21 protein-coding genes are annotated in these 20722 nt (G+C 71.9%); 10 read left to right on the forward strand and 11 right to left on the reverse strand.

From position 1 onward, the window contains the following. Window positions 1–24 precede the first annotated feature (24 nt). Both TBIS_RS14380 and TBIS_RS14385 read right to left on the reverse strand, forming a co-directional pair. Complete coding sequence (locus tag TBIS_RS14380; RefSeq protein WP_013133131.1) at window positions 25–1428, reverse strand: NsdA family TPR-like regulatory protein; 1404 nt, start codon at window positions 1426–1428, stop codon at window positions 25–27. Window positions 1429–1653: 225 nt separating this feature from the next. Then, window positions 1654–2838 (reverse strand): NAD(P)-dependent malic enzyme, encoded by a 1185-nt coding sequence (locus TBIS_RS14385; protein ID WP_013133132.1) that lies wholly within the window; start codon window positions 2836–2838, stop codon window positions 1654–1656. 262 nt (window positions 2839–3100) lie between these two features. Here TBIS_RS14385 and TBIS_RS14390 point away from each other — a divergent pair, with 262 nt between their 5' ends. Continuing rightward, the gene (locus tag TBIS_RS14390) at window positions 3101–3628 is read left to right on the forward strand and encodes a CGNR zinc finger domain-containing protein (protein ID WP_013133133.1); all 528 of its coding nucleotides are present in this window, start codon (window positions 3101–3103) and stop codon (window positions 3626–3628) included. Window positions 3629–3781: 153 nt separating this feature from the next. On the opposite strand, the gene TBIS_RS14395 is transcribed toward TBIS_RS14390, so the two are convergent. Next, window positions 3782–4105, reverse strand: a complete 324-nt coding sequence (locus TBIS_RS14395; RefSeq protein ID WP_013133134.1) for a S24 family peptidase — start codon at window positions 4103–4105, stop codon at window positions 3782–3784. A gap of 83 nt (window positions 4106–4188) precedes the next feature. On the opposite strand from TBIS_RS14395, the gene sodN reads away from it, so the two are divergent. The 3 genes from sodN (at window position 4189) to TBIS_RS14410 (ending at window position 6675) form a co-directional block, all read left to right on the forward strand. Beyond that, window positions 4189–4593: a superoxide dismutase, Ni gene (gene sodN / locus TBIS_RS14400; RefSeq protein ID WP_013133135.1), complete on the forward strand. Its 405-nt coding sequence runs from the start codon at window positions 4189–4191 to the stop codon at window positions 4591–4593. An 859-nt stretch (window positions 4594–5452) separates the two neighbouring features. Then, entirely contained in the window at window positions 5453–5878 is a 426-nt protein-coding gene (locus tag TBIS_RS14405) for an ATP-binding protein (protein ID WP_013133136.1), read from the forward strand. Beyond that, the gene (locus TBIS_RS14410) at window positions 5875–6675 is read left to right on the forward strand and encodes an RNA polymerase sigma factor SigF (protein WP_041431628.1); all 801 of its coding nucleotides are present in this window, start codon (window positions 5875–5877) and stop codon (window positions 6673–6675) included. Before TBIS_RS14405 ends, TBIS_RS14410 begins: the two co-directional genes overlap by 4 nt. Before the next feature lie 19 nt (window positions 6676–6694). Here TBIS_RS14410 and TBIS_RS14415 read toward each other — a convergent pair whose 3' ends face one another. Next, the gene (locus TBIS_RS14415) at window positions 6695–7123 is read right to left on the reverse strand and encodes a hypothetical protein (RefSeq protein WP_013133138.1); all 429 of its coding nucleotides are present in this window, start codon (window positions 7121–7123) and stop codon (window positions 6695–6697) included. A gap of 84 nt (window positions 7124–7207) precedes the next feature. Here TBIS_RS14415 and TBIS_RS14420 point away from each other — a divergent pair, with 84 nt between their 5' ends. Next, window positions 7208–8176 carry a diacylglycerol/lipid kinase family protein gene (locus TBIS_RS14420; protein WP_013133139.1) on the forward strand — a complete coding sequence of 323 codons (969 nt, stop codon included), beginning with the start codon at window positions 7208–7210 and terminating at the stop codon, window positions 8174–8176. Between the two features lie 288 nt (window positions 8177–8464). After that, window positions 8465–8719, forward strand: coding sequence for a WhiB family transcriptional regulator (locus TBIS_RS14425; RefSeq protein WP_013133140.1), 255 nt, complete (start codon window positions 8465–8467; stop codon window positions 8717–8719). Window positions 8720–8779: 60 nt separating this feature from the next. Here TBIS_RS14425 and TBIS_RS14430 read toward each other — a convergent pair whose 3' ends face one another. Then, window positions 8780–10243 carry a sensor histidine kinase gene (locus TBIS_RS14430; RefSeq protein ID WP_013133141.1) on the reverse strand — a complete coding sequence of 488 codons (1464 nt, stop codon included), beginning with the start codon at window positions 10241–10243 and terminating at the stop codon, window positions 8780–8782. Window positions 10244–10707: 464 nt separating this feature from the next. Here TBIS_RS14430 and TBIS_RS14435 point away from each other — a divergent pair, with 464 nt between their 5' ends. The 3 genes from TBIS_RS14435 (at window position 10708) to TBIS_RS14445 (ending at window position 13917) form a co-directional block, all read left to right on the forward strand. Continuing rightward, entirely contained in the window at window positions 10708–11436 is a 729-nt protein-coding gene (locus TBIS_RS14435) for a GntR family transcriptional regulator (protein ID WP_013133142.1), read from the forward strand. Window positions 11437–11702: 266 nt separating this feature from the next. Continuing rightward, the gene (locus TBIS_RS14440; RefSeq protein WP_041432374.1) at window positions 11703–12116 is read left to right on the forward strand and encodes a protein-tyrosine phosphatase family protein; all 414 of its coding nucleotides are present in this window, start codon (window positions 11703–11705) and stop codon (window positions 12114–12116) included. A 154-nt stretch (window positions 12117–12270) separates the two neighbouring features. Next, on the forward strand, window positions 12271–13917 hold the full coding sequence (locus tag TBIS_RS14445) for an acetolactate synthase (protein ID WP_013133145.1): 1647 nt from the start codon (window positions 12271–12273) through the stop codon (window positions 13915–13917). Window positions 13918–13920: 3 nt separating this feature from the next. On the opposite strand, the gene TBIS_RS18280 is transcribed toward TBIS_RS14445, so the two are convergent. Next, on the reverse strand, window positions 13921–15522 hold the full coding sequence (locus TBIS_RS18280; RefSeq protein ID WP_013133146.1) for a serine/threonine-protein kinase: 1602 nt from the start codon (window positions 15520–15522) through the stop codon (window positions 13921–13923). Between the two features lie 326 nt (window positions 15523–15848). Between TBIS_RS18280 and TBIS_RS14455 the strand changes: the two genes are divergently transcribed. Continuing rightward, window positions 15849–16226 (forward strand): thioesterase family protein, encoded by a 378-nt coding sequence (locus TBIS_RS14455; RefSeq protein ID WP_013133147.1) that lies wholly within the window; start codon window positions 15849–15851, stop codon window positions 16224–16226. A gap of 12 nt (window positions 16227–16238) precedes the next feature. Here TBIS_RS14455 and TBIS_RS14460 read toward each other — a convergent pair whose 3' ends face one another. The 5 genes from TBIS_RS14460 to TBIS_RS14475 form a co-directional block, all read right to left on the reverse strand. Further along, window positions 16239–16451: a biotin/lipoyl-binding carrier protein gene (locus TBIS_RS14460; protein ID WP_013133148.1), complete on the reverse strand. Its 213-nt coding sequence runs from the start codon at window positions 16449–16451 to the stop codon at window positions 16239–16241. Between the two features lie 380 nt (window positions 16452–16831). Continuing rightward, complete coding sequence (locus TBIS_RS14465) at window positions 16832–18115, reverse strand: HD-GYP domain-containing protein (protein ID WP_013133149.1); 1284 nt, start codon at window positions 18113–18115, stop codon at window positions 16832–16834. Next, on the reverse strand, window positions 18112–19467 hold the full coding sequence (locus TBIS_RS14470) for an HD-GYP domain-containing protein (protein WP_013133150.1): 1356 nt from the start codon (window positions 19465–19467) through the stop codon (window positions 18112–18114). Before TBIS_RS14470 ends, TBIS_RS14465 begins: the two co-directional genes overlap by 4 nt. Before the next feature lie 63 nt (window positions 19468–19530). Then, window positions 19531–19668 (reverse strand): hypothetical protein, encoded by a 138-nt coding sequence (locus TBIS_RS19330; protein WP_158306188.1) that lies wholly within the window; start codon window positions 19666–19668, stop codon window positions 19531–19533. A gap of 104 nt (window positions 19669–19772) precedes the next feature. Continuing rightward, window positions 19773–20684 (reverse strand): NAD-dependent epimerase/dehydratase family protein, encoded by a 912-nt coding sequence (locus tag TBIS_RS14475; protein ID WP_013133152.1) that lies wholly within the window; start codon window positions 20682–20684, stop codon window positions 19773–19775. Between the last annotated feature and the right edge of the window lie 38 nt (window positions 20685–20722).

A 20722-nucleotide genomic window follows, 5' to 3' on the forward strand; every position in this document is an offset into this window, starting at 1 on the left:
GGCCGATCCGGCGGACCGGCGGATTCAGACCATGACCGTAGCGCGCCGCCCGGCGTGGTCGCCGCTGTGGCCGCCGGCGTACTCCCCCACCCGCTCGAGCAGCTCGGCGACGCACGGCTCCGTGGCGTGCGGCGCGAACCGCCGCCGCATGTCGCGCACGTACGACCGGGTGCGCGTGGACCGGATGCCCTTCGCCAGGTCGAGCGCCGCGGACGCGGCGGAGCACGCCTCCTCCAGCTCCCCCTCCTGGAGCAGGGCGGAGGCGAGCAGGGAGAGGTTGAACATCTTGCCCCGGACGAACCGCCCGTCCATGATCAGCGAGCGCCGGGCGTGGGCCACCGCCTGCGCGCCGTCGCCGAGGTCCCGCAGGCAGTGCGCGACCTTGGCCGAGAGGTAGGCCTCGTCGAAGTAGCGGATCCAGGCGGGCTCGTTCTCCGGGGAGCGCCGGTCGAAGGCGCGCTCGGCCTCGTGCAGCGACACGGCGCAGGACGACCTGTCCCCGAGGAGCGCGAGCGCGTGCGCCTCCAGCACCCGGGCCTCGGCGAGCAGGGAGTACACCCCCGAGCGCCGGGCCGCCACCGCGGCCGCGCGCGCCAGCTCCAGCCCGTGCTTGGGGTGCCCGATGTAGATGGCCTGGTGGCTGAGGCCGGCCAGGATCTCGCCCCCGAGCCCGTGGTCGCCCGCGCTCTTGGCGAGCCCGAGCGCGTGGAGCAGGTACCGCTGGGCGAGGCCGTGCTGCTCGAGGTCGTAGGCCATCCAGCCGGCGAGCCGGGTGAGCTCGGCCGCGGCCGAGGCGAGCTCGCGCCCGGTCGCCTCACCGTACGAGCCCTCGCGCAGCAGCGGGGTCACGGCGGTGTGCAGGTAGCGCACCACCGGCCCCCGGATGTACCCGCCCCCGTACCGGTTGTCCAGCTCGCTGAACGAGCGCGTTACCTCGCGGATCGCGGCCACGTCGGCGACCCCGACCCGGCGCGGGCCCGAGGCGGAGATCCGCTCGCCGGCCGGCTCGGCGAGCCACCGGATGATCCCGGCCGAACCGGCGCCGATCACGAAGGTGGAGTCGAGCAGGAACCGGCGTCGCTCGACGTCGGCCTTCCACAGTGCGGTCACGCTTGCCACACCCTCCTCCCACGTCGTGGGGAACTCCTGTCCCAGGTCGAGAGGGATGGCTCCACGCGATGGGCAGGTGTCCGCAGCGGCCACCCGCGGCCCGAGCCGCGCGAGGGAGACCGTCACCGGCCCGGCCGGCTCCGGCTCACGCGGTCCTGGGATCCGGTACGGCATGGCGCCGGACCGGGGTCTCCACGGCGGGATCTTCGGGAGCCGACGGGCCGAGCCGAGGATGCTCAGCAGGCGGGCCAGGCCCTTCCGGGCCCGCCCGGGCTCGGCGAGGCGCCGCGCACGCGGCAGCTCGGGGGGACGTCGCATCGCTCTTCACCAGGACAGGCACAGCCATCGGTAACGGAGAGCTCTCTTTATAGCACGGAGCGTGATTATCTAAAGGGATTCCCATGCACAACGGCGTGTCGGTCAACGGAACGCAACGAGCCGTGATCACTGGGTGATCACGGCTCGTGCGCGTCGTGCGTTCGCGGTCGTGCGGGGTAAGCGATTCAGGAAACGAGTGCGACGGGGATCGTCACCGGCGGATCGTCACCGGCGGGCGACGCCGTCCTCGCGCGCCTGGCGGGCGACCGCCTCGGAGACGGCGGGGACCACCCGGGGGTCGAACGGCGACGGGATCACGTACTCCTCGGAGAGATCGTCTCCGACCACCTCGGCGAGCGCGTTCGCCGCGGCCACCTTCATGTTCCCGGTGATGTCGGTGGCCCGCACGTCAAGGGCGCCGCGGAAGACCCCGGGGAAGGCGAGCACGTTGTTGATCTGGTTCGGGTAGTCCGAGCGGCCGGTGGCCACCACCCGGGCGTACCGGGCGGCCACCGCGGGATCGATCTCGGGCGTGGGGTTGGAGAGCGCGAAGACGATCGCGTCGGGCGCCATGGAGGCGATGGCCTCCTCGGAGACGGTCGCCCCGGACAGCCCGATGAACACGTCGGCGCCGGCCAGCGCCTGCTCGGCCGACCCGGTGAAGCCCGCCTTGTTGGAGTCGCGGGCCAGGGCCTCCTTCACCGGGTTCATCCCCCCGCGGCCCGGGTACAGGATGCCCTTCGAGTCGGCGACCGCGATGTCGCCGATGCCGGCGTTGATGAGGATCCGGGAGACCGCCACCCCCGACGCACCGGCGCCGGCGACCACCGCGCGCAGATCGGCGAGCGAGCGGCCGGTGAGCCGCGCGGCGTTCTGGAGGGCGGCGAGCACCACGATCGCGGTGCCGTGCTGGTCGTCGTGGAAGACGGGGATGTCGAGCCGCTCACGGAGCCGGCTCTCGATCTCGAAGCACCGCGGCGCGCTGATGTCCTCCAGGTTGATCCCGCCGAAGGACGGGGCGAGACGCACCACGGTCTCGACGATCTGATCCACGTCGGTGCAGTCGAGGGAGATCGGCACCGCGTCGATCTTGCCGAACTCCTTGAAGAGCAGCGCCTTGCCCTCCATCACCGGCATCGCGGCGGCCGGGCCGATGTCGCCGAGGCCGAGCACCGCGGTCCCGTCCGTGACCACGGCCACGACGTTCGAGACCCAGGTGTAGTCGGTGGCCAGTTCCGGATTCTCGGCGATCGCCGTGCAGACACGCGCGACCCCCGGCGTGTACGCGAGGGACAGATCGCCGGTGTCCCGAACCGGAACGGTGGAACGAACCTCCAGCTTGCCTCCGCGATGCAACGCGAAAGCCGGATCGAGATCGAGAGATTGCAGTGATGCAGGTGAAACGGTCACAGCGACCCCAGTGTCAGAGACTTACCTTCGGTAGACGCCGCGGATCGGGAGGCCCAGGCTTCGGTAGCCGCCGGTCGCCTTCCTCGTCGCCGGTCGTCTCAGGAAGAGGTACGGGGGTCACCCGTTTTTCGATTGTGCCACACGGCGAAACAGAGGCTTTTAAAGAGGCAACAGATCATTAGCCTACCGGTGTTCCCCTGTGATCCGCCACATGTAATACTCGGGCGAGTAGTGATCTCTTACCAAGACCGTAGGCGTCCCAGTGGATTTGACGTCGTACGCCGAACTGGCCGTCGTGCTGGTCAATCGGGGGGACCGACTCACGGGCCTCGGTGAGCTGCGCAGGTTACTCGAAGAGCACGGGCGCTCCGCCGCCGCCGAACGGGTCACGCGACGCGACCTCAACGCACTGCTCGAACTCCGCGAGGAACTGTCCGAGGTTTTCCAGGCCGCCGCGCGCGGCGAGGAGGAGGACGTCGTCGAGCGGATCAACGGGCTCTTGGTGCGCCACCCCGTCCACCCCCAGATCTGCCGCCACGACGGGCAGCGCTGGCACATGCACCTGACCGAGAGCGGCCGGGTGTCCGACGCCCTCGCCGTCGGATCGGTCATGGGGCTGGCGACCGTCATCACGACCCTGGGCGTGGACCGGCTCGGGGTGTGCCAGGCCGCCCCGTGCCGGAACGTCTACCTCGACACCTCGTCGAACAAGTCGCGGCGGTACTGCTCGGAGCGGTGCGCGAGCCGCGCGAACGTGGCCGCCTACCGGGCGCGCAAGCGCGGCGCCTGATCGCGGCGGCGCGGGCGCGAGCCCGCGCCGGGCCGTCCGCGGGCGAGCACCCGGGCCGTCCGCGAGCACACCGCGCCGTTCACGAGCGCGCGCGCCGGGCCGCTCACGAGCGCGCGCCGGGTCGTGCATGGGGCGAGCGCGCCGGCCGGGCGCTCAGCCCGCGTGCCACGCGGGCGGGGGGAACCGGAACGCCGGCCGGGGCCAGTAGCGGAGGATGACCCTCCCGACGATCTCGCGCTCGGGCACCGCGCCGAAGTCCCAGCTGTCCTGCCGCCCGGGCGCCGACTGGTTGTCGCTCTCCAGCCACCACCCCTCCGGCATCAGCCGGAAGGCCCGCTTGACGATCAGGCCGTGCGGCCGCCTTGCCACGACCAGGTCCCCCGGCCGGATCGGGGCGCCGCGCCGTACCAGCAGGCAGTCTCCCGGGCGCAGCGCCGGCAGCATCGACTCGCCGGCGACACGGACGGCGATGAGCACGTCGCCTCCACCGTGAAATACGCGAACGGGTAACGTCGGTTCTGGACCAATGCTGTGATCAGCATTCCTAGGAAGGACTTCAGATGCTCGCACGACTGCTGCGACCCAGGCACGAGGTCTCCGCGCACTGTGACCTGCCCTGCGGCGTGTACGACCCGGCGCAGGCCCGCATCGAGGCCGAGTCGATCAAGGCGATCATCAAGAAGTACGCCGAGAACGAGGACCCGGTCTTCCGGACCCGTGCCCTGCTCATCAAGGAGCAGCGGGCGGAGCTGGTGAAGCACCACCTGTGGGTGCTCTGGACCGACTACTTCAAGCCGCAGCACCTGGAGAAGTACCCCCAGCTGCACCAGCTCTTCTGGGAGGCGACCAAGCTCGCCGGCGCCGCCGGCGCGAAGGGCACGGTGGACCCCGCCATCGCCGACCAGCTCCTCGCCAAGATCGAGGAGATTTCCAAGATCTTCTGGGAGACCAAGCAGGCCGCCTGAGTTCGCGCACGGGGTGGGCCGGGCCGCTCGGGCCCGGCCCGCCTTGCTTTCTCACGGGTGTCTCCTCACGCCCCGGTGTCTCTCCCGGGCTCCGGGGCGTCCACCAGCGGGCTCCCGCGGGGCTTCCGGGCATGGCCGTGACCGAGATCGGGCCCACCATCCCGCCGCGCGGGCTCCCGCGGGCCTCCGGGAACTCCCCCGGGTCCACGGCGGCACTCCGCGCGGGTTCGGGCGGGCCCACCGGCCCGGCGCCCGGCCGCCCGCCCGGCCCGGCGTGCTCCGGAGGCGTGCCGTACCGGATGTGATCGGGCGGGAGGTTCCGCGGCCACCCCGGGCCGGCGGCATGGGCTCCGCGATCGGCGGAACGCTCACCGCCGTGGGCCGGGGAGCCGCTGCACGGCGCGCCCCACGCGGGGACGGAGCCGAACTCGCCGGCGGAGGCCGGACCTGGGTGCCGCGGCACGCACCCCGCGCAGAGGCCGGAACCGAGGGCCTCAAGGTCCGGAACCGGGAGCAGTACGGGCCGGCCGGAGCCGAGGGTGGTTCGCACACCGCGGAACCGGTTCGCGGGCCGCGAAACCCTTGACCGCGCGGTGTGCGAGCGGGCCGTCAAAGCGACGGCAATGCCACCGCCAATCACACGTCATTCCCGCACGGAGGCGGGTTGCGGCCGCTTCCGCGCGCCCGGTTCGGCGGCATACGGAAATCAGCGGCACAGCGGCGCGATAAGCCGAGGAATTTACACGTAGATATCCCCAAGGATCACCACAATCGGCGCGTCCCAGAGAAGCACCCTCGCACAACTGGCGGTAGGTTGCAGACAGCGGCACTGAGCCGCCTCGAAGGGGCGAGGAGGAACGTGACCGAGGAAACCGAGACGCCTGCGGTGGATGTGACCGGGGTGCGTGACGTGGTGAGCGTCCGGCTGCCAGCCGTGAGCGCTTATCTATCCGTGCTGCGAACGGCGACCGCCGGATTGGCGGCCCGTCTCGATTTCACCCTCGATCAAATCGAAGACCTCCGCATCGCGGTGGACGAGGCCTGTGCGATGCTCCTTCGGCACGCGGTACCGGGTACCGATCTCCGGGCGGAGTTCGAGCTCTCGGGCGAGGAGATGACGGTCCGCGTCGAGGTCACCACGCTGGGGGCCGTCTCGCCCGACCGCGAGGGCTTCGCCTGGATGGTGCTCACGGCCTTGGCCGACGAGGTGGAGGCCATCGGCGGCGAGGGCGACTCCATGGCGATCGTGTTGCGTAAGCGCAGAACCTTGGCGAGGCCGGCGTGACGGAGAGGACGAGTGCCATGACCTCCGGCGACTCGGCTGTGCCGGACCGCGTGCGCGCACGCGTGCTCTTCGCGGAGCTGGCGCAGCTGCCGCCGGACGATCCCAGGCGTCAGCGAATTCGTGACGAGCTGGTGGAACTCCACATGCCGCTCGTCGAGTACCTCGCCCGCCGGTTCCGCAACCGAGGCGAATGGCTCGACGATCTCACTCAGGTCGCGACGATCGGCCTGATCAAGTCGATCGACCGGTTCGACCTGAGCCGCGGGGTGGAGTTCTCCACCTACGCCACCCCGACGATCGTCGGTGAGATCAAGCGTCACTTCCGGGACAAGGGCTGGGCGGTCCGGGTGCCGCGCCGGCTGCAAGAGCTCAAGCTCTCGCTGACCAAGGCGATCAGCGAGCTGTCCCAGCGGGAGAGCCGGGCGCCCACCGTCGCCGAGCTCGCCGAGCACCTGCAGATGAGCGAGGAGGAGGTGCTCGAAGGGCTCGAGTCGGCGAACGCCTACTCCACGGTCTCCCTCGACGCTCCGGACTCGGGCGACGAGGACGCGCCGGCCGTGTCGGACTCGCTCGGCATCGTGGACGAGTCGCTCGAAGGCGTGGAGTACCGGGAGTCGCTCAAGCCGCTGCTGGAGCGCCTGCCGCCGCGGGAGAAGCGGATCCTGCTGCTGCGGTTCTTCGGGAACATGACCCAGTCCCAGATCGCGAACGAGCTGGGGATCTCGCAGATGCACGTGTCGCGGCTGCTCGCCCGGACACTCGCTCAGCTCCGCGAGGGGCTGACCGCGGAAGACTGAGCGCCCCGGATCCTTCCGCTCACCGGCGGGAGGATCCGGGCGCGCCGGGCGGTTCGTCCTCTCCGATCAGGGCGCGCGTGGACGATGGGGCGAGGAGGAGGACGAACGCGCTCACCGCGGCGAGCGCGAGCGGGACGCCGTAGGCGTACTGCTCGGCCCGGATGAGCATGATGGCGACCGGCAGCACGAAGAGCTGGATGACCACGGCAGGGCCGCGGCTCCAGCGGTCCGTCCGCCACAGGCCCCAGGCGACCCAGAGCAGGGCGGCACCGGTCGCCAGGCCGAACCCGGCGAGAGCGATCGAGGAGACCAGATCGGCCGGCGTGCCGATGAAGGTCTCGACGAGCACGTACCCGGCCATGACCAGGGTGAAGAGGCCCTGCGCGGCGACGATGGCCGCGGCCGCGGTGACGGTGCCGGGACGCCCGGCGACGGAGCTGCTGGTCACGGGTCAACCTTATCGGCCTGGTCCGTCCCTCTGCGCCCGAGGCGCCGGCCGTGGTTCCGGTGAACCGTTCGTTACGCTTGCCGCATGCGGGCTCTCCTCCTCGTCAATCCCAAGGCCACCTCGACCAATGAGCGCGTCCGGGACGTGCTGATCCGGGCGCTGGAGAGCGAGGTGGACCTGCACGTCGAGGAGACCGCCTACCGGGGCCACGCGAGGTCCCTCGCGAGCGGGGCGCACGCCGAGGGGTACGGCGCGGTGATCGTGCTCGGCGGGGACGGCACGATCAACGAGGCGGTCAACGGGCTGCTCACCGCGGAGCCGGATCGGCCGGCGCGCGAGCGGCCGTTGTTCGCCGCCATCCCCGGGGGGAGCGCCAACGTGTTCGTGCGGGCCCTCGGCCTGCCGAACGACCCGGTCGAGGCGACGGGCGCGGTCCTCGAAGCGCTCGCCGCCGGGCGGCGCCGGACCATCGGCCTGGGGCAGGCGATCTGGCGCGAGGAGAGCGCGGGCGTCAGCCGGACCGTCTCCCGCCACTTCACCTTCTGCGCCGGGCTGGGGTTCGACGCGGAGGTCGTCCGGGCCGTGGAGGGGATCCGGAGCACCGGGCAGCGGGCCCTGCCGACCCGGTACGTGGCCACCACGGTCCGGCGCTTCTTCGTGACCGACCGGCGCCACCCCGCCCTCCGGCTGACCCGCCCGGGCCACCCCGACGTCGACGGCATCTTCCTGGCGATCGTGTCGAACACCGCGCCGTGGACGTACGCCGGATCGATCCCGATCAACCCGACCCCGCTCGCCTCGTTCGAGACCGGGCTCGACCTGCTCGGCCTCAAGCGGATGTCGCTGCCGGCGGTCCTGGGGCTCGCCCGGCAGATCATCGGGCCGCGCGAGTCGTTACCGAAGGGTGAGCAGCTGGTGCAGCTGCACGATGTGACGGAGTTCACGCTCGCCGCCTCGCGGCCGGTGGCGTTCCAGCTGGACGGCGACTACCTGGGCGAATACGAGTCGGTGACCTTCCGGGCCGTGCCGGATGCACTACAGGTCGTCGTGTGATTGATTACCCAACGTAATAGTGTGACTTATCCGACACCCTCAATCGCCAAAACCTTGCCACAAACCCCTTGTGTGCGCCTGCAATCGCTGAAAAGCTGAGTGTGACGTCGGAACGTAGGACGTTTGGGTGACCGCCCGACGCCAACCGCCGACCCCGCGATCACCGCGCCGACCCCGAACCAACGTGGATCGGGTACTCGTCCGCGGTACTTAGTGAAGTTCTTCACAAAGTTTGACCGGCCCTATGGAGCCGCCCGCCCGGCTCCGCTGCGAAGGAGTTGACAACGCATGGACTGGCGCCACCGAGCTGCCTGCCGTGACGTGGACCCCGAGCTCTTCTTCCCCATCGGGAACACCGGCCCCGCGTTGCTGCAGATCGAAGAGGCGAAGCAGGTCTGCCGTCGGTGCCCGGTGATCGACGCCTGTCTCAAGTGGGCGCTGGAGACCGGCCAGGACGCCGGGGTCTGGGGCGGCCTCAGCGAGGACGAGCGCCGCGCGCTCAAGCGCCGTGCGGCCCGCGCCCGCGTCCGCGCGCTGGCCTGAGCGGCCCGGGGTCCGGCGGCCGGAGCACGGCATCTGCCCCCGCTCCCGCCCGGCGCGTGGTCAGGTCCAGGACTGGATGGGGATGCTGACCTTGACCTGAGTCCCTCCCCCCGGCCGCGCCGAGAGCTCCAGCCGCCCGGACAGCTCGGAGACGACCAGCGTCCGGACGATCTGCAGGCCCAGGCTGCCGCTCGACTCGAGATCGAAATCGGCGGGCAGGCCCTTGCCGTCGTCGGCGACCACGAACTCGAGGTGGTCGGTGGCGCGCGACGCCACGACCTCGATCCTCCCGGACCGGTGGGCGAACCCGTGCTCCACCGCGTTCTGCAGCAGCTCGGTGAGGACCATCGCGATCGGCGTGGCCACCGCGGCCGGCAGGACGCCGAAGCTGCCGGTCCGCGCGGTCACGACTTTCGCCACCGACACCTCGGCGGTCATCTGGATCACCCGGTCCGCTATGTCGTCGAACGCGACCATCTCCTCCGGCATCTGCGCCAGGATCTCGTGAACGATCGCGATCGATCCGACCCGGCGGACCGCCTCGTGGAGCGCTTCACGCCCCTCGGGGTTGGTGAGCCGCCGGGCCTGCAGCCGGAGGAGCGCCGCGACCGTCTGCAGGTTGTTCTTGACCCGATGGTGGATCTCCCGGATCGTCGCGTCCTTGGTGAGGAGCTCGCGCTCCCGGCGGCGCAGCTCGGTCACGTCGCGGACGAGCACCAGGGCGCCGATCCGGCCCTCACCGACGATCAGCGGGATCGCGCGGAGCTGCACCACGGTGCCGCGGTTCTCCACCTCGATCTCCTTCGGCGCCCGGCCGCTCGCGACGAGCATGAGGTCCTCGTTGATCGGCTCGTCGGAGTAGCACAGCTCGGCGGTGGTCCGCCCGAGGTCCGCCCCGAGCAGGTCGGCGTGGAGGCCCAGCCGGCGGTAGGCCGAGAGCGCGTTCGGGGACGCGTACGCCACCCGGCCCTCCCGGTCCAGCCGGAGCAGCCCGTCGCCCACCCGGGGCGACCTGACCAGGTTCGGCTCCTCCTCGATGAACGGGAACCGGCCCTCGGCCACCATCTGCGCCAGGTCGGCGGCGCTCTGCAGGTAGGTGAGCTCGAGCCGGGACGGCGTACGGGCGGACGAGAGGTTGGTCGACCGCTGGACGACCCCGATGACCGGGCCGCCGACGCCCCGCCGTACCGGGATGCTCTCCTCCCGGACCGGGATGCCGCTCGACCAGTCCGGCTCGCCCTCCCGGCAGATCCGGTGCTCGTACCACGCGACCTCGAGCAGGTGCCGCTGTCCATGGGCGAGCCGCGTGCCCACCACGTCGTCGTGGTAGACGGTCGGCCCGGTGGTCGGCCGCATCTGCGCCACGGCGACCCACCCCTTGTCCCTTGTGGGGAGCCAGAGGATCAGGTCGGCGAACGACAGGTCCGCGAGGAGCTGCCAGTCGGAGATCAGCGAGTGGATCCACTCCACGTCCGCCGGCCCGAGCGCCGTGTACTTGGTGATCAATTCCGTGAGAGTGGGCACAAGTGCATCATGCGTCCGATTCCGGCCCGAAGGCCAATCCGCCCCGGCTACCTGGCAATATGCATCCATGGCACGGTCCTATCGGTTGTCGTGCACAATCCGGATCCTCCGCGCCGCCGGCGGCACGGGCGCGCGGCGCGTCCCTCGGATCCTGAGCCCCGAATGCCCGCCGAACCGCCCCGGCACCGTGACGGCACGGGAAGGAGGCGTGCGCGGCGCCCATGCGCGGGCCCGTGGCGGGATCGCCGCCGCGGGCGGCCGGCGGCCGGCCGGCGCCACCGGCCGCGCCCGGTCGCGGTCCACGCGGGCGCGCCCCCTTGCGCGGACCCGCGAACGCCCATGGGATGCTTCCGTCCACCGGCTGTGCCCCGGTGCCGGTTACGGTTGACCGGCCGGGCCGGCGTGAGGTCCGATGATCTCGCGGTGGTCAGCGGTACCGCCGTGGCGAATTCGAAGGTGGACATGTGACGGAGCACAGCGACGAATCTCCCCGGGTTCCGAAGTACTACGAGGTCAAACGGCGCCTCCTGGAGCTGACCAAGACCCTGCCCCCGGGCAGCGCGCTGCCGCCCGAGCGGGCCCTGGCCGTGCGCTTCGAAACGTCCCGGACGACGGTTCGCCAGGCGCTCGCGGAACTGGTGATCGAGGGCCGGCTCAAGCGGATCCAGGGCAAGGGCACGTTCGTGGCCCAGCCCAAGGTCGCGCAGGTGCTGCAGCTCACCTCCTACACCGGGGATCTGCGCACGGCCGGTCTGGAGCCCGACACCAAGATCCTGGACATCAGCTACATCAGCGCGGACGAGACGCTGAGCCGGCGCCTGGGCATCAATCCCGGTGGCCGGGTGCTGCGCATCCACCGTCTCCGGCTCGCCAACGGGGAGCCGATGTCCATCGACACCACCCACCTGTCCGCCCGCCGGTTCCCGCGGCTGCGGCGTGAGCTGGAGGCGCACTCCTCGCTCTACGAGACGCTGCACAACGCGTACAACGTGCGGCTCACCGACGCCGAGGAGACCATCGAGACCGTGCTCGCCACGCCGTACGACGCGAAGCTGCTCGGGGTGGACGTCGGGCTGCCGCTCTTACTGCTGACCCGGCACGCGTTCGACGCGGACGGCATCCCGGTCGAGTACGCGCAGTCGCTGTACCGGGGCGACCGGTACAAGTTCGTCACCCGGCTCCGCCGGCCCTAGGAGCGGTACGGCCGGGCCGGGCGCACGCGGCCGGGAATCGGGGGCGTGGGCGAGGTGAGGGCGCCGATGGGCCGGGGCATATCGCCGGACGGGCCGCCCCGGCACCGGACGGGGGACGGCGTATGCAAAGAATCCATTACCCTGTGTCATTTCATCATCACCGTGCGCAGTATGACACGGTGCCGCACCACCGGGGAGGGGATGTGAGCCACGGGGAGCCCGGCGCGCACACGAGAGCGGACGGCGACGCCACCTGGGATCCCGCCATGCCGGGGGTGCTCCGCCTGCCCTCGGGCCGGCTGGTCCGCGGCAGAGGGCTGCGGCGGCCGCTCCCGCCCGGCCCGGCGCCCGCGTTCGCACTCTATCTGCTCGGCCGGCGGCCGCCGCCCGTCCCCTGGGAGCACCGGTGGATCCGCTGGCCCGATCTCTGGCTGCCGCGCGATCCCGCGGCGGCGGTGGAGGCGCTACGGGAGGCGTGGGAGCGGGCGGCGTACGAGCGCGTGGAGATCGCCTGCCGGGGCGGATACGGCCGCACCGGCACGGCCCTCGCCTGCCTCGCCGTGCTCGACGGGGTGCCCAGGTCGGAGGCGGTGGCCTACGTGCGCGCGAACTATGCGAGCCGCGCCGTGGAGACGCCCTGGCAGCGCCGGTTCGTCACGCGGTTCCCGCTGCTTCCCTAGCCGCGTCCGCGGGCCCGCCATCGCCGCGGAGGGGGATGCCGGTCCGTCACACGCCCGGCCCCGGTCTCCCGCCCGTCGGCGGCGGTTCGCGCGCGTCCGCACCGCCGGAGGGTGAGTCTGGGCAGCAAAGTGACTCACTGGTAGGTTCCCGGGCATGGAGTCCTCGAAGCACGCAGGCGATGTCGCGGTCGCCGTCGCCAAGGCGTACGGCGCCGAGACGATGTTCACCCTGTCCGGCGGGCACGTGTTCCCCCTCTACGACGGCGCGGTCCATGAGGGCATGCGCATCGTCGACGTCCGCCATGAGCAGAGCGCGGTCTTCGCCGCCGAGGCGACCGCGCGGCTCACCCGCAAACCCGGGCTCGCCGTGCTCACCGCCGGGCCCGGGATCACCAACGGGGTCTCCGGGATCGCCACCGCGCACTTCAACGGCTCGCCGGTGGTGGTGCTCGGTGGCCGGGCGCCGCGCTCCCGCTGGGGCTCGGGCGCGCTGCAGGAGCTCGACCACCCGCCGCTCGTCGAGCCGGTCAGCAAGCTCGCCTTCACCGGGTCGGGCGCCGATTCGATCGGGCAGGACGTGGAGCGCGCCTTCCGCACCGCCCTCGAGCCGCACCGCGGGCCGGTCTTCCTCGACTTCTACATGGACGACCTGTTCGCCCCGGCGCAGGAGTTCACCCCGCGGCCGGAGGTGCCGAAGGGGCTCGACCCCGACCCGGACGCGCTCGCCGGGATCGCCCGGCTGCTCGCCGAGGCGGAGCGGCCGGTGCTCGTGCTCGGCTCCGACGTGTGGCTGAACGCGGCCGAGCAGGCCGCCCGGGAGTTCGCCGAGGAGTGGCGGATCCCCGTGGTCCTCAACGGCCAGGGCCGGGGCATCCTGCCCTCCGGGCACGAGCTGCTCGTGACCCGGGCCCGGGGTACCGCGTTCGGCAAGGCCGACCTGGTGCTGGTGGCCGGCACCCCGCTCGACTTCCGGCTCAACTACGGCTGGTTCGGCGGCAAGGACGGCGCACCGCTCGCCCGGGTGGTCCACATCGTGGACGCCCCGTCGCAGATCGCCACGCACGTCGGCCTCTCCGGCTCGGCGGCCGGTGACCTCACCGCCGTCTTCCGCGGCCTCGCCACCGCCTGCGGCACCGCCGGGGTGAACCCCGGGAAGTACGACCCGTGGCTGACCACGCTGCGCGACACCGCGGCCGCGGCGATCGCCAAGGACGCCGAGCTGCTCAACTCCGACGCCGACCCGATCCACCCCATGCGGATTTACGGCGAGCTGAACAAGGTGCTCGACGACGACGCCGTGATCATCGGGGACGGCGGCGACTTCGTGTCCTACGCCGGGAAGTACCTCGAGCCGCGCCGGCCGGGCAACTGGCTCGACCCGGGCCCGTTCGGCTGCCTCGGCACCGGCCTCGGCTACGCGATCGCCGCCCGGCTCGTCCGGCCGTCCTCGCAGATCGTGCTGCTCCTCGGCGACGGCGCGGCCGGGTTCTCCCTGATGGACGTGGACACCCTGGTACGGCACCGCCTCCCGGTCGTGATGATCTGCGGCAACAACGGCATCTGGGGCCTGGAGAAGCACCCCATGCGGCTGCTGTACGGCTACGACGTGGCGGCCGACCTGCAGCCCGCGTGCCGCTACGACCAGGTGGTGGCCGCGCTCGGCGGCGCCGGCGAGCTGGTCACCTCGCCCGACGAGATCGGCCCGGCGCTGCGGCGGGCGTTCGAGGCGGACGTGCCGTACCTGGTGAACATCGCGACCGACCCCGAGGTGGCCTATCCGCGCAACACCACGGGGGTGTGACGCTCACGGCGAGGCCGGCGGGCTGGGCGGCACGACCGGGCTGCCCGACGGGCTGGGCGTCGGCGACGGCGACTCGCACGCCTGCTTCGGCACGGTGATCGTCACCGTGGAGTTCTCGGGAACCTTCGCCCCCGCCGCCGGCTGCTGCGCGGTCACCGTGCCGAAGCACTCGCCGGTGCCGGTGTAGGTGACCTTCGGCTGGAGCCCGAGCTGCGTCAGCCGCACCTTCGCCGAGCGCTCGACGAGGCCGATCAGCTTCGGCACGGTGACGAGGTTCTTGCTCGGGCTCGGCGAAGGCGACGGTGACGGGCTCGGCGACCGGCTGGGAGACGGGCTCGGCCGGGGCGAGGGCGGCCGGTACTGGGTGATCGTCGGCCGCGGGGTCGGGGTGGCCGTCCGGCGCCGCAAGGTCCGGGACGGCGTCACGGCCGGCGACGACGTGGCCCAGGTCACCTGCGGCGTGCTGGGCTCGGGGGCCGCGGAGCCCGCGGAGGCGAGGGTCTTCATCCCGGCGGCCGCGAGCCCGACCACGACCGCGCACCCGGCGATGCCCGCGACGATCGGCCCGGCGACCCCCCGCTTCCGCTGCCGCCGGGCCCGGCGGGCCGCACGCGTGTCGTGCCGCGGCGACACCACGGTCGACGCGTCCTCGTCCCGGTCGTCCGGCCACTCCTCCCGGGTGCCGAGCCGCTCGTCCGGCCCGTGCCCGGGGTGGCTCTCCGCGGCCGGGCGGACGGCCTGGCCGGGCCGGTACGCCTCCCGGGACGACCCGCTGATCGCCTCGATCGCCTGCCGTGCCGCCTGGCTCATCGCCTCGGCCGAGGGCCAGCGGTGCGCCGGGTCCTTCGCCATGGCCCGTTCGACCACGGCGCGCACCGGGCCGGGCACGTCGGGCGGCAGCGGCGGGGGCTGGTCCCGGATGTGCTTGAGCGCGATGGCCACGGGGGAGTCGCCGTCGAAGGGCCGGTGGCCGGCCAGGCACTCGTACGCCACCACGCCCAGGGCGTAGATGTCGACGGCGGGGGTGACGGGGTAGCCCTCGGCCTGCTCGGGCGCGCAGTACGCGGCGGTGCCGAGCACCATGCCCGCGTCGGTCAGCCTGCTGCCGCCCTCGGCGCGGGCGATGCCGAAGTCGGTGAGCACCAGGGTGCCGTCCGAGCGGACCAGGAGGTTCCCCGGCTTGACGTCCCGGTGGACGATGCCCGAGTCGTGGACCGCCTGGAGCGCGGACGCGGCCTGGGCGATCAGGTCCATGGTCGGCTCGGGGCCGATCCGGCCGAGGCGGGTGAGCAGCCGGTCGAGGGGCTCGCCGTCGACGAACCGCATGACCAGGAAGGCGGTCGGCCCGTCGCCGGGGACCTCGGTGACCCCGTAGTCGTACACGTCGACGACACCGGGGTGGTTGATGGTCGCCATCGCCCGGGCCTCGTTCTGGAAGCGGACCGCGAACCCCGGTTCGTTGAGGCGGCCGGGGAGGAGGACCTTCACCGCGACGGTACGAGCCAGGACGGTGTCCTCACCCCGCCAGACCTCGCCCATCCCCCCGGCACCGAGCCGGGCGTCCAGCCGGTAACGCCCTGCCAGGGTCGTCCCTTGGGCCACCATTTACGGCCAGTACCCCCTATGTCACTCCACCCCCGAAGGCTGTCCAAGAAAAACACGTCAATATCGCGTGGCGATATCGATGGGATCACGGAATCCTGAACGAGCAGGGCTTCCACTTCGGGGTCGGAATCCGAGCCTATCGGGTATCCGCCCCCATCGCCGTTCGACGGCGGGCAAACCGTTCCAGACGGCCCCGTCCTGCCACGCGGCGCACGGAGGCCGTGGCATGACGTACCGGATCAGCGGCGGGCCGGGGGCGCGCCGCCATGATCACGGTAGCCGCCCACGGCCCATAACCCAAGCCGGCCGCCTAATAGGCTTTCCCCATGACGCTCGCTCCAGGTCTGCGCGCCACGGTCTCCGTAACGGTCGGGCAGCCGGACACCGCGATCCAGGTGGGCAGCGGCGACGTCCCGGTGCTCGGCACGCCACGCCTCCTCGCCCTCGCCGAGGGGGCCACCGTCCAGGCGGTCCGGCCGCACCTCGAGGAGGGGAAGACCACGGTGGGCACCAAGGTGGTGCTCGAGCACCGTGCGCCCTCCCCGATCGGCATGGACGTCGAGGTCACGGCCGAGCTGACCGCGGTCGAGGGCCGGCGGCTGGTCTTCTCCTTCACCGCCGTCGACCGGGCCGGCACGCTGCTCGGCACGGGCACGATCGAACGCGTCGTGGTCGACCGCGAACGGTTCCTCGCCCGGCTGTGAGGGCCCGCGGCGTCACTCGATGACCGCGATGAGGTCCCCTTCCCGGACCACGTCGCCCTCGGCCACCTTGATGTGGGTGACCGTGCCGGGCTCCTCGGCCACGACGGGGATCTCCATCTTCATCGACTCGAGGATGACGATCGTGTCGCCCTCTTTGACGACGTCGCCCTCCTGGGCGACGACCTTCCAGACGTTCGCCACGATCTCAGCGCATACCTCGACCACCCGGAACTCTCCTTCGCTAGCGATGTAGCAGATCAGGCCTTCCTCGTCCGGGAGACCGGCCCGGTGTCGCCGTCCCCGCTCACGGATCTCTGGCGGTCAAGCAGCGCGGCGCGGCCAGGTGATCGAACCGGCGATCTCGCCGCGGCCGGCGGGAGGAGTGAGTCGGACACGAGCCCACCTTAAGGCGATCCGCGCCGCCGCCGACCGCCCGTTTCCGACTGAACACCGGCGATCAATCTGTAGGTTCGCCACAAATAACCCACAACCGGCACGCACTTGGGACGGCTGGAATGCGACCCATGCTACAAGCCGATCACCGTGCGGTCCGGCAGGCGAGCGCCGGAAAGATCCCCGCGGCCGGCCCCGGGCGCGCCGCGTGATCAGATGCGGGGCGTGATCGGCACCATCCGCTCGACCACCCGGGCCAGCGCCTCGACCACCTGCGGGTCGTACTCGGTCGCCGAGGCGAGCCGGAGCCGTTCCAGCGCCGCGGCGGCCCGGTCCCGGTCGGTCGAGCCGCTCACCAGGTCGTCGTAGGCGTTGGCGGCCTTGATGATCCGGCTCGCCATGGGCGGCGCCTCGGCGCGCGAGTCGCACTGCCGCCGGACGATCTCGGCCACGTTGTGCAGCACCCCGGTCTGCTTGATCACCTCGGCCCCGAGCTCGGCGATGCGCCGCGCCTGCGCGGGGTCGACGAGCACGGTCGCCCCGCCCGGGATCGGGTCCCGGAGCGAGAGCTGGCCGATGTCGTGCATGAGCGCGGCGTACTCGAGCTCGAGGAGCTGCGGCTCGGACATGCCGAGCTCCCGCCCGACCGCGACGGCGAGCTGGCTGACCCGGCGGGAGTGGCCGGGCTCGACGTAGCCGCCGACCTCGGTCACCCGGCTGAGCGCGCGCACGGTCTGCAGGTACGTCGCCCGGATCCCCGCGTACTTACGGAAGGCCACCTGGGTGACGAGCAGGGGCGCGGCGAACGCCGGGAGCGCGGTCATGCCCATGCTGTGCGAGGCGAGGGCGAGCAGGATGCCCGACGAGCCGACCGCGGCGCCGAGCGGCACGGCCATCCGGATCTCGTCCCGTACGGCGACGCCGAACGCGGTCGCGACCTGCTCGACCCGGAGCATCGCCGCGATCACGGTGTCGACCGCGAGCATCGCGACCACGAGGGCGGCCATCACGCCGAGCGCCGGCCACCAGTTGCCGTCGTCCCGGGCGATCCGGTGGAGCGGCTCGGCCAGCGGGCGGTAGGCGAAGGCGAGGAGCGAGCCGGACAGGAGCCGCCGCGCCATGGCGTCGAGCCGGGGCGGCCGGCCGACGGCGACGTGCGGGAGCGCGCCGGCGATCATGCCGACCGCCATGACCGCGACGACCTGGAGGGCCGGGTGCTGCACCTGCCGGCCGCCGACGTCGAGCAGCAGGGCGTAGCCGAGGGCGGCCGCCGTGGAGACCGGGGCCACCTCCCGGTTGCCGGGCATCATGAGCCGGGCGAGCTCGCCCGCGGCGATCAGCGCGCCGAAGCCGACCGCGATCGGCGGGTCGGCGAGCCCGGTGACCGCCGTGTGCGCGATGCCCGCCACGATCAGCGCCCCGGCCGCGCAGATGAGCAGGAGCTGCCCGGGCTGCGGCTGCTGATCGGGGCGCAGGGGTAGCCGCCGCCGCTTCATCGCTCGGACCCCACCTGGATCGGCGCCGTGGGGTCGTCGTGGTCCCGGACCGCGGTCTCGGCGGCGTCGGCGGGCGGTGGCCCGGACACGGTCTGCGGCGGGTTCCATCCCTTCCGCTCGAGGGCCTTGATGAAGGCGTACACCATCTCCGGATCGAACTGCGTGCCGGCGTTCTTGCGGAGCTCGGCGACCGCGACCTCGATCGGCTTCGCCTTCCGGTAGGCCCGGTCGGAGGTCATCGAGTCGAAGGCGTCGGCCACGGCGATGATCCGGGCGAACTCCGGGATCTCCGAGCCGGCCAGGCCCATCGGGTAGCCCTTGCCGTCGTACCGCTCGTGGTGGTGCATGATCCCGGCGAACGCCTCATCGAGGAAGTCGATCCCCCGGACGATCTCCAGCCCGCGCATCGGGTGGAGCTGGATCGCGGCGATCTCCTCCTCGGTGAGCTTGCCCTCCTTCTGCAGGACCTTGGTGGGCACGCCGAGCTTGCCGACGTCGTGGAGCATGCCCGCGTACCTGATCGCGCGGAGCCGCTCGGTGCCCATCCCGATCTCTTCAGCGATCATCGATGAGGCCAGGGAGACGCGGGTGCAGTGCCCGCGGGTGTAGTAGTCCTTGGTCTCCACCGCCTGGCAGAGCGCGGCGATGGTCGCGTCGTACGAGCGCTGCTCGGCGTGGTAGTGCCCGAACGCCCAGCGGGCCACGAAGAGCGGGAGCAGGACGAGCACCGCCGAGATCGACTGCACGGTCACCCAGAGCGCGGCGATCAGCAGGCCGAAGACCGCGTACCCGACGTACGACCCGAGGAACTGGACCATGGGGCGGAGCAGCACCTGCCCCCGGCCCACCTCGCGGGCGAGCCGCACGATGACCGCGGTGAGCACGAAGTTGACCGCCACGAACGCCACCGTGGCGGCGGAGTAGGGGATGAGGATGCCGGGGAAGTCCTCGACCTGCGGCAGCCCGACCTCGCCCCCGGCGCGGAGGAACGCCCAGCCCGCCGCGTAGCCGCAGATCACGTACTGGGCGCCGTTGAACAGCCGCTTCACCAGGGGGATGCCCGGCCGTACGCTCACCACCGCGGTGAGGCCGACCAGCGCCGCGCCCACCGGTCCCACGAGCACGACCGCGGCGAGCGCGGCCGAGTAGCTCACCGAGACCGCGACGTGCGGGACGTTGAGCAGGGTCGGGGCGGACTCACAGAGGAGGAAGAGCAGCCCCAGGACGAGGGTCGTCGACCAGTCGCCCGCGGAGAGGGCTCCGGGTTCGAGCAGGTCCCCGGCGAGCAGAAAGGCCGCCGCTCCGGCGAGCGTGACGACATAGACCTTGGCAGGCCACGGCAATTCCCGCACTACGGCCACCTCTCGGGCGGAAGGGACCCGGACGCGCGCTCAGCGGCGGCCCGCTGCGAGCGATCAAATCCAAGAAATACCCGTCGGCGGCCCGCCGATCACGCCGGCCGTCATTATCGCCGTAGTGAGCAGCGCCAGCCCAGTCAGCAGTTTGAGAATGGTGTCGCGTTTCATGCGCCGCCTCCCGTTGGTGTCGCCCATTCAGGCTACAAAACCGGGTGCCCCGGGCCAGGGATGTCGGCGCATCGCAGCCAAACCGTAATCAACCAATCACGCCCTGTGTCATTTGTCGTGATTACGGTTTTTCACTGGCCGCGCGCCCAATCAACGGTGATCTTAATTCCGGTGGGCAGGTCGTAGCGGGGACGCCAGCCGAGCCCGTCGAACGCGGGCCCCGGGTCGACGGCCATGGCCGGCAGGTCGCCGAGCCGCGGAGGAGCGAAGCGCGGCTCGTCGGGGACGCCGGCCGCGGCGGCGACCAGCGAGTGCAGCTCCCGGTCGGTGGTCTGCACCCCCGTGCCGATGTTGAACCGGCGGCCGTCGCCGTCCGGACCGCAGGCGCGGGCGAAGGCGTCCACCACGTCCGCGACGAACACGTAGTCCCTGGTCTGGGTGCCGTCGCCGTACACGACCGTGGGCTTGCCGTTGAGCAGGGCGTCGGTGAAGATCGCGACGACCCCGGCCTCGCCCTCGGGGGACTGGCGGGGGCCGTAGACGTTCGACAGCACGAGCGTGGTGTACTCGAGCCCGTAGAGCGCGCGGTAGGTGGCGAGGTAGAGCTCACCGCCGAGCTTGGACGCCGCGTACGGCGACCGCGGATCGGGCGTGGCGTCACCGGGCACCGGGAGCTCCTTCGGCCGGCCGTACACGGCGACCGACGAGGCGTACACCACCTTGCGCGCCCCGGACCGCCGCGCCGCCTCGAGCACGTTGATCGTGCCCTCGACGTTGACCCGGGCGTCGTGGACCGGGTCGGCGACGCTCTTGCGCACGCTGATCTGCGCGGCGAGGTGGCAGATCACCTCGGGCCGCCACCGTGCCGCGAGGTCCTGGAGGGCGGGGTCGCGCACGTCGATCTCGTGGAGCTCGGCCGCGGGGTTGCGATGGCGCCCCGAAGAGAGATCGTCGACCACCAGAACCTCATGGCCGTCGGCGAGCAGCCGGTCCACCAGGTTCGACCCGATGAACCCGGCACCGCCGGTCACCAATGCCCGCATTCTCCACCTTCCTGCACGCGATACCGGGTGATCCTAGC

This window comes from Thermobispora bispora DSM 43833 (assembly GCF_000092645.1).
Lineage (GTDB): Bacteria > Actinomycetota > Actinomycetes > Streptosporangiales > Streptosporangiaceae > Thermobispora > Thermobispora bispora.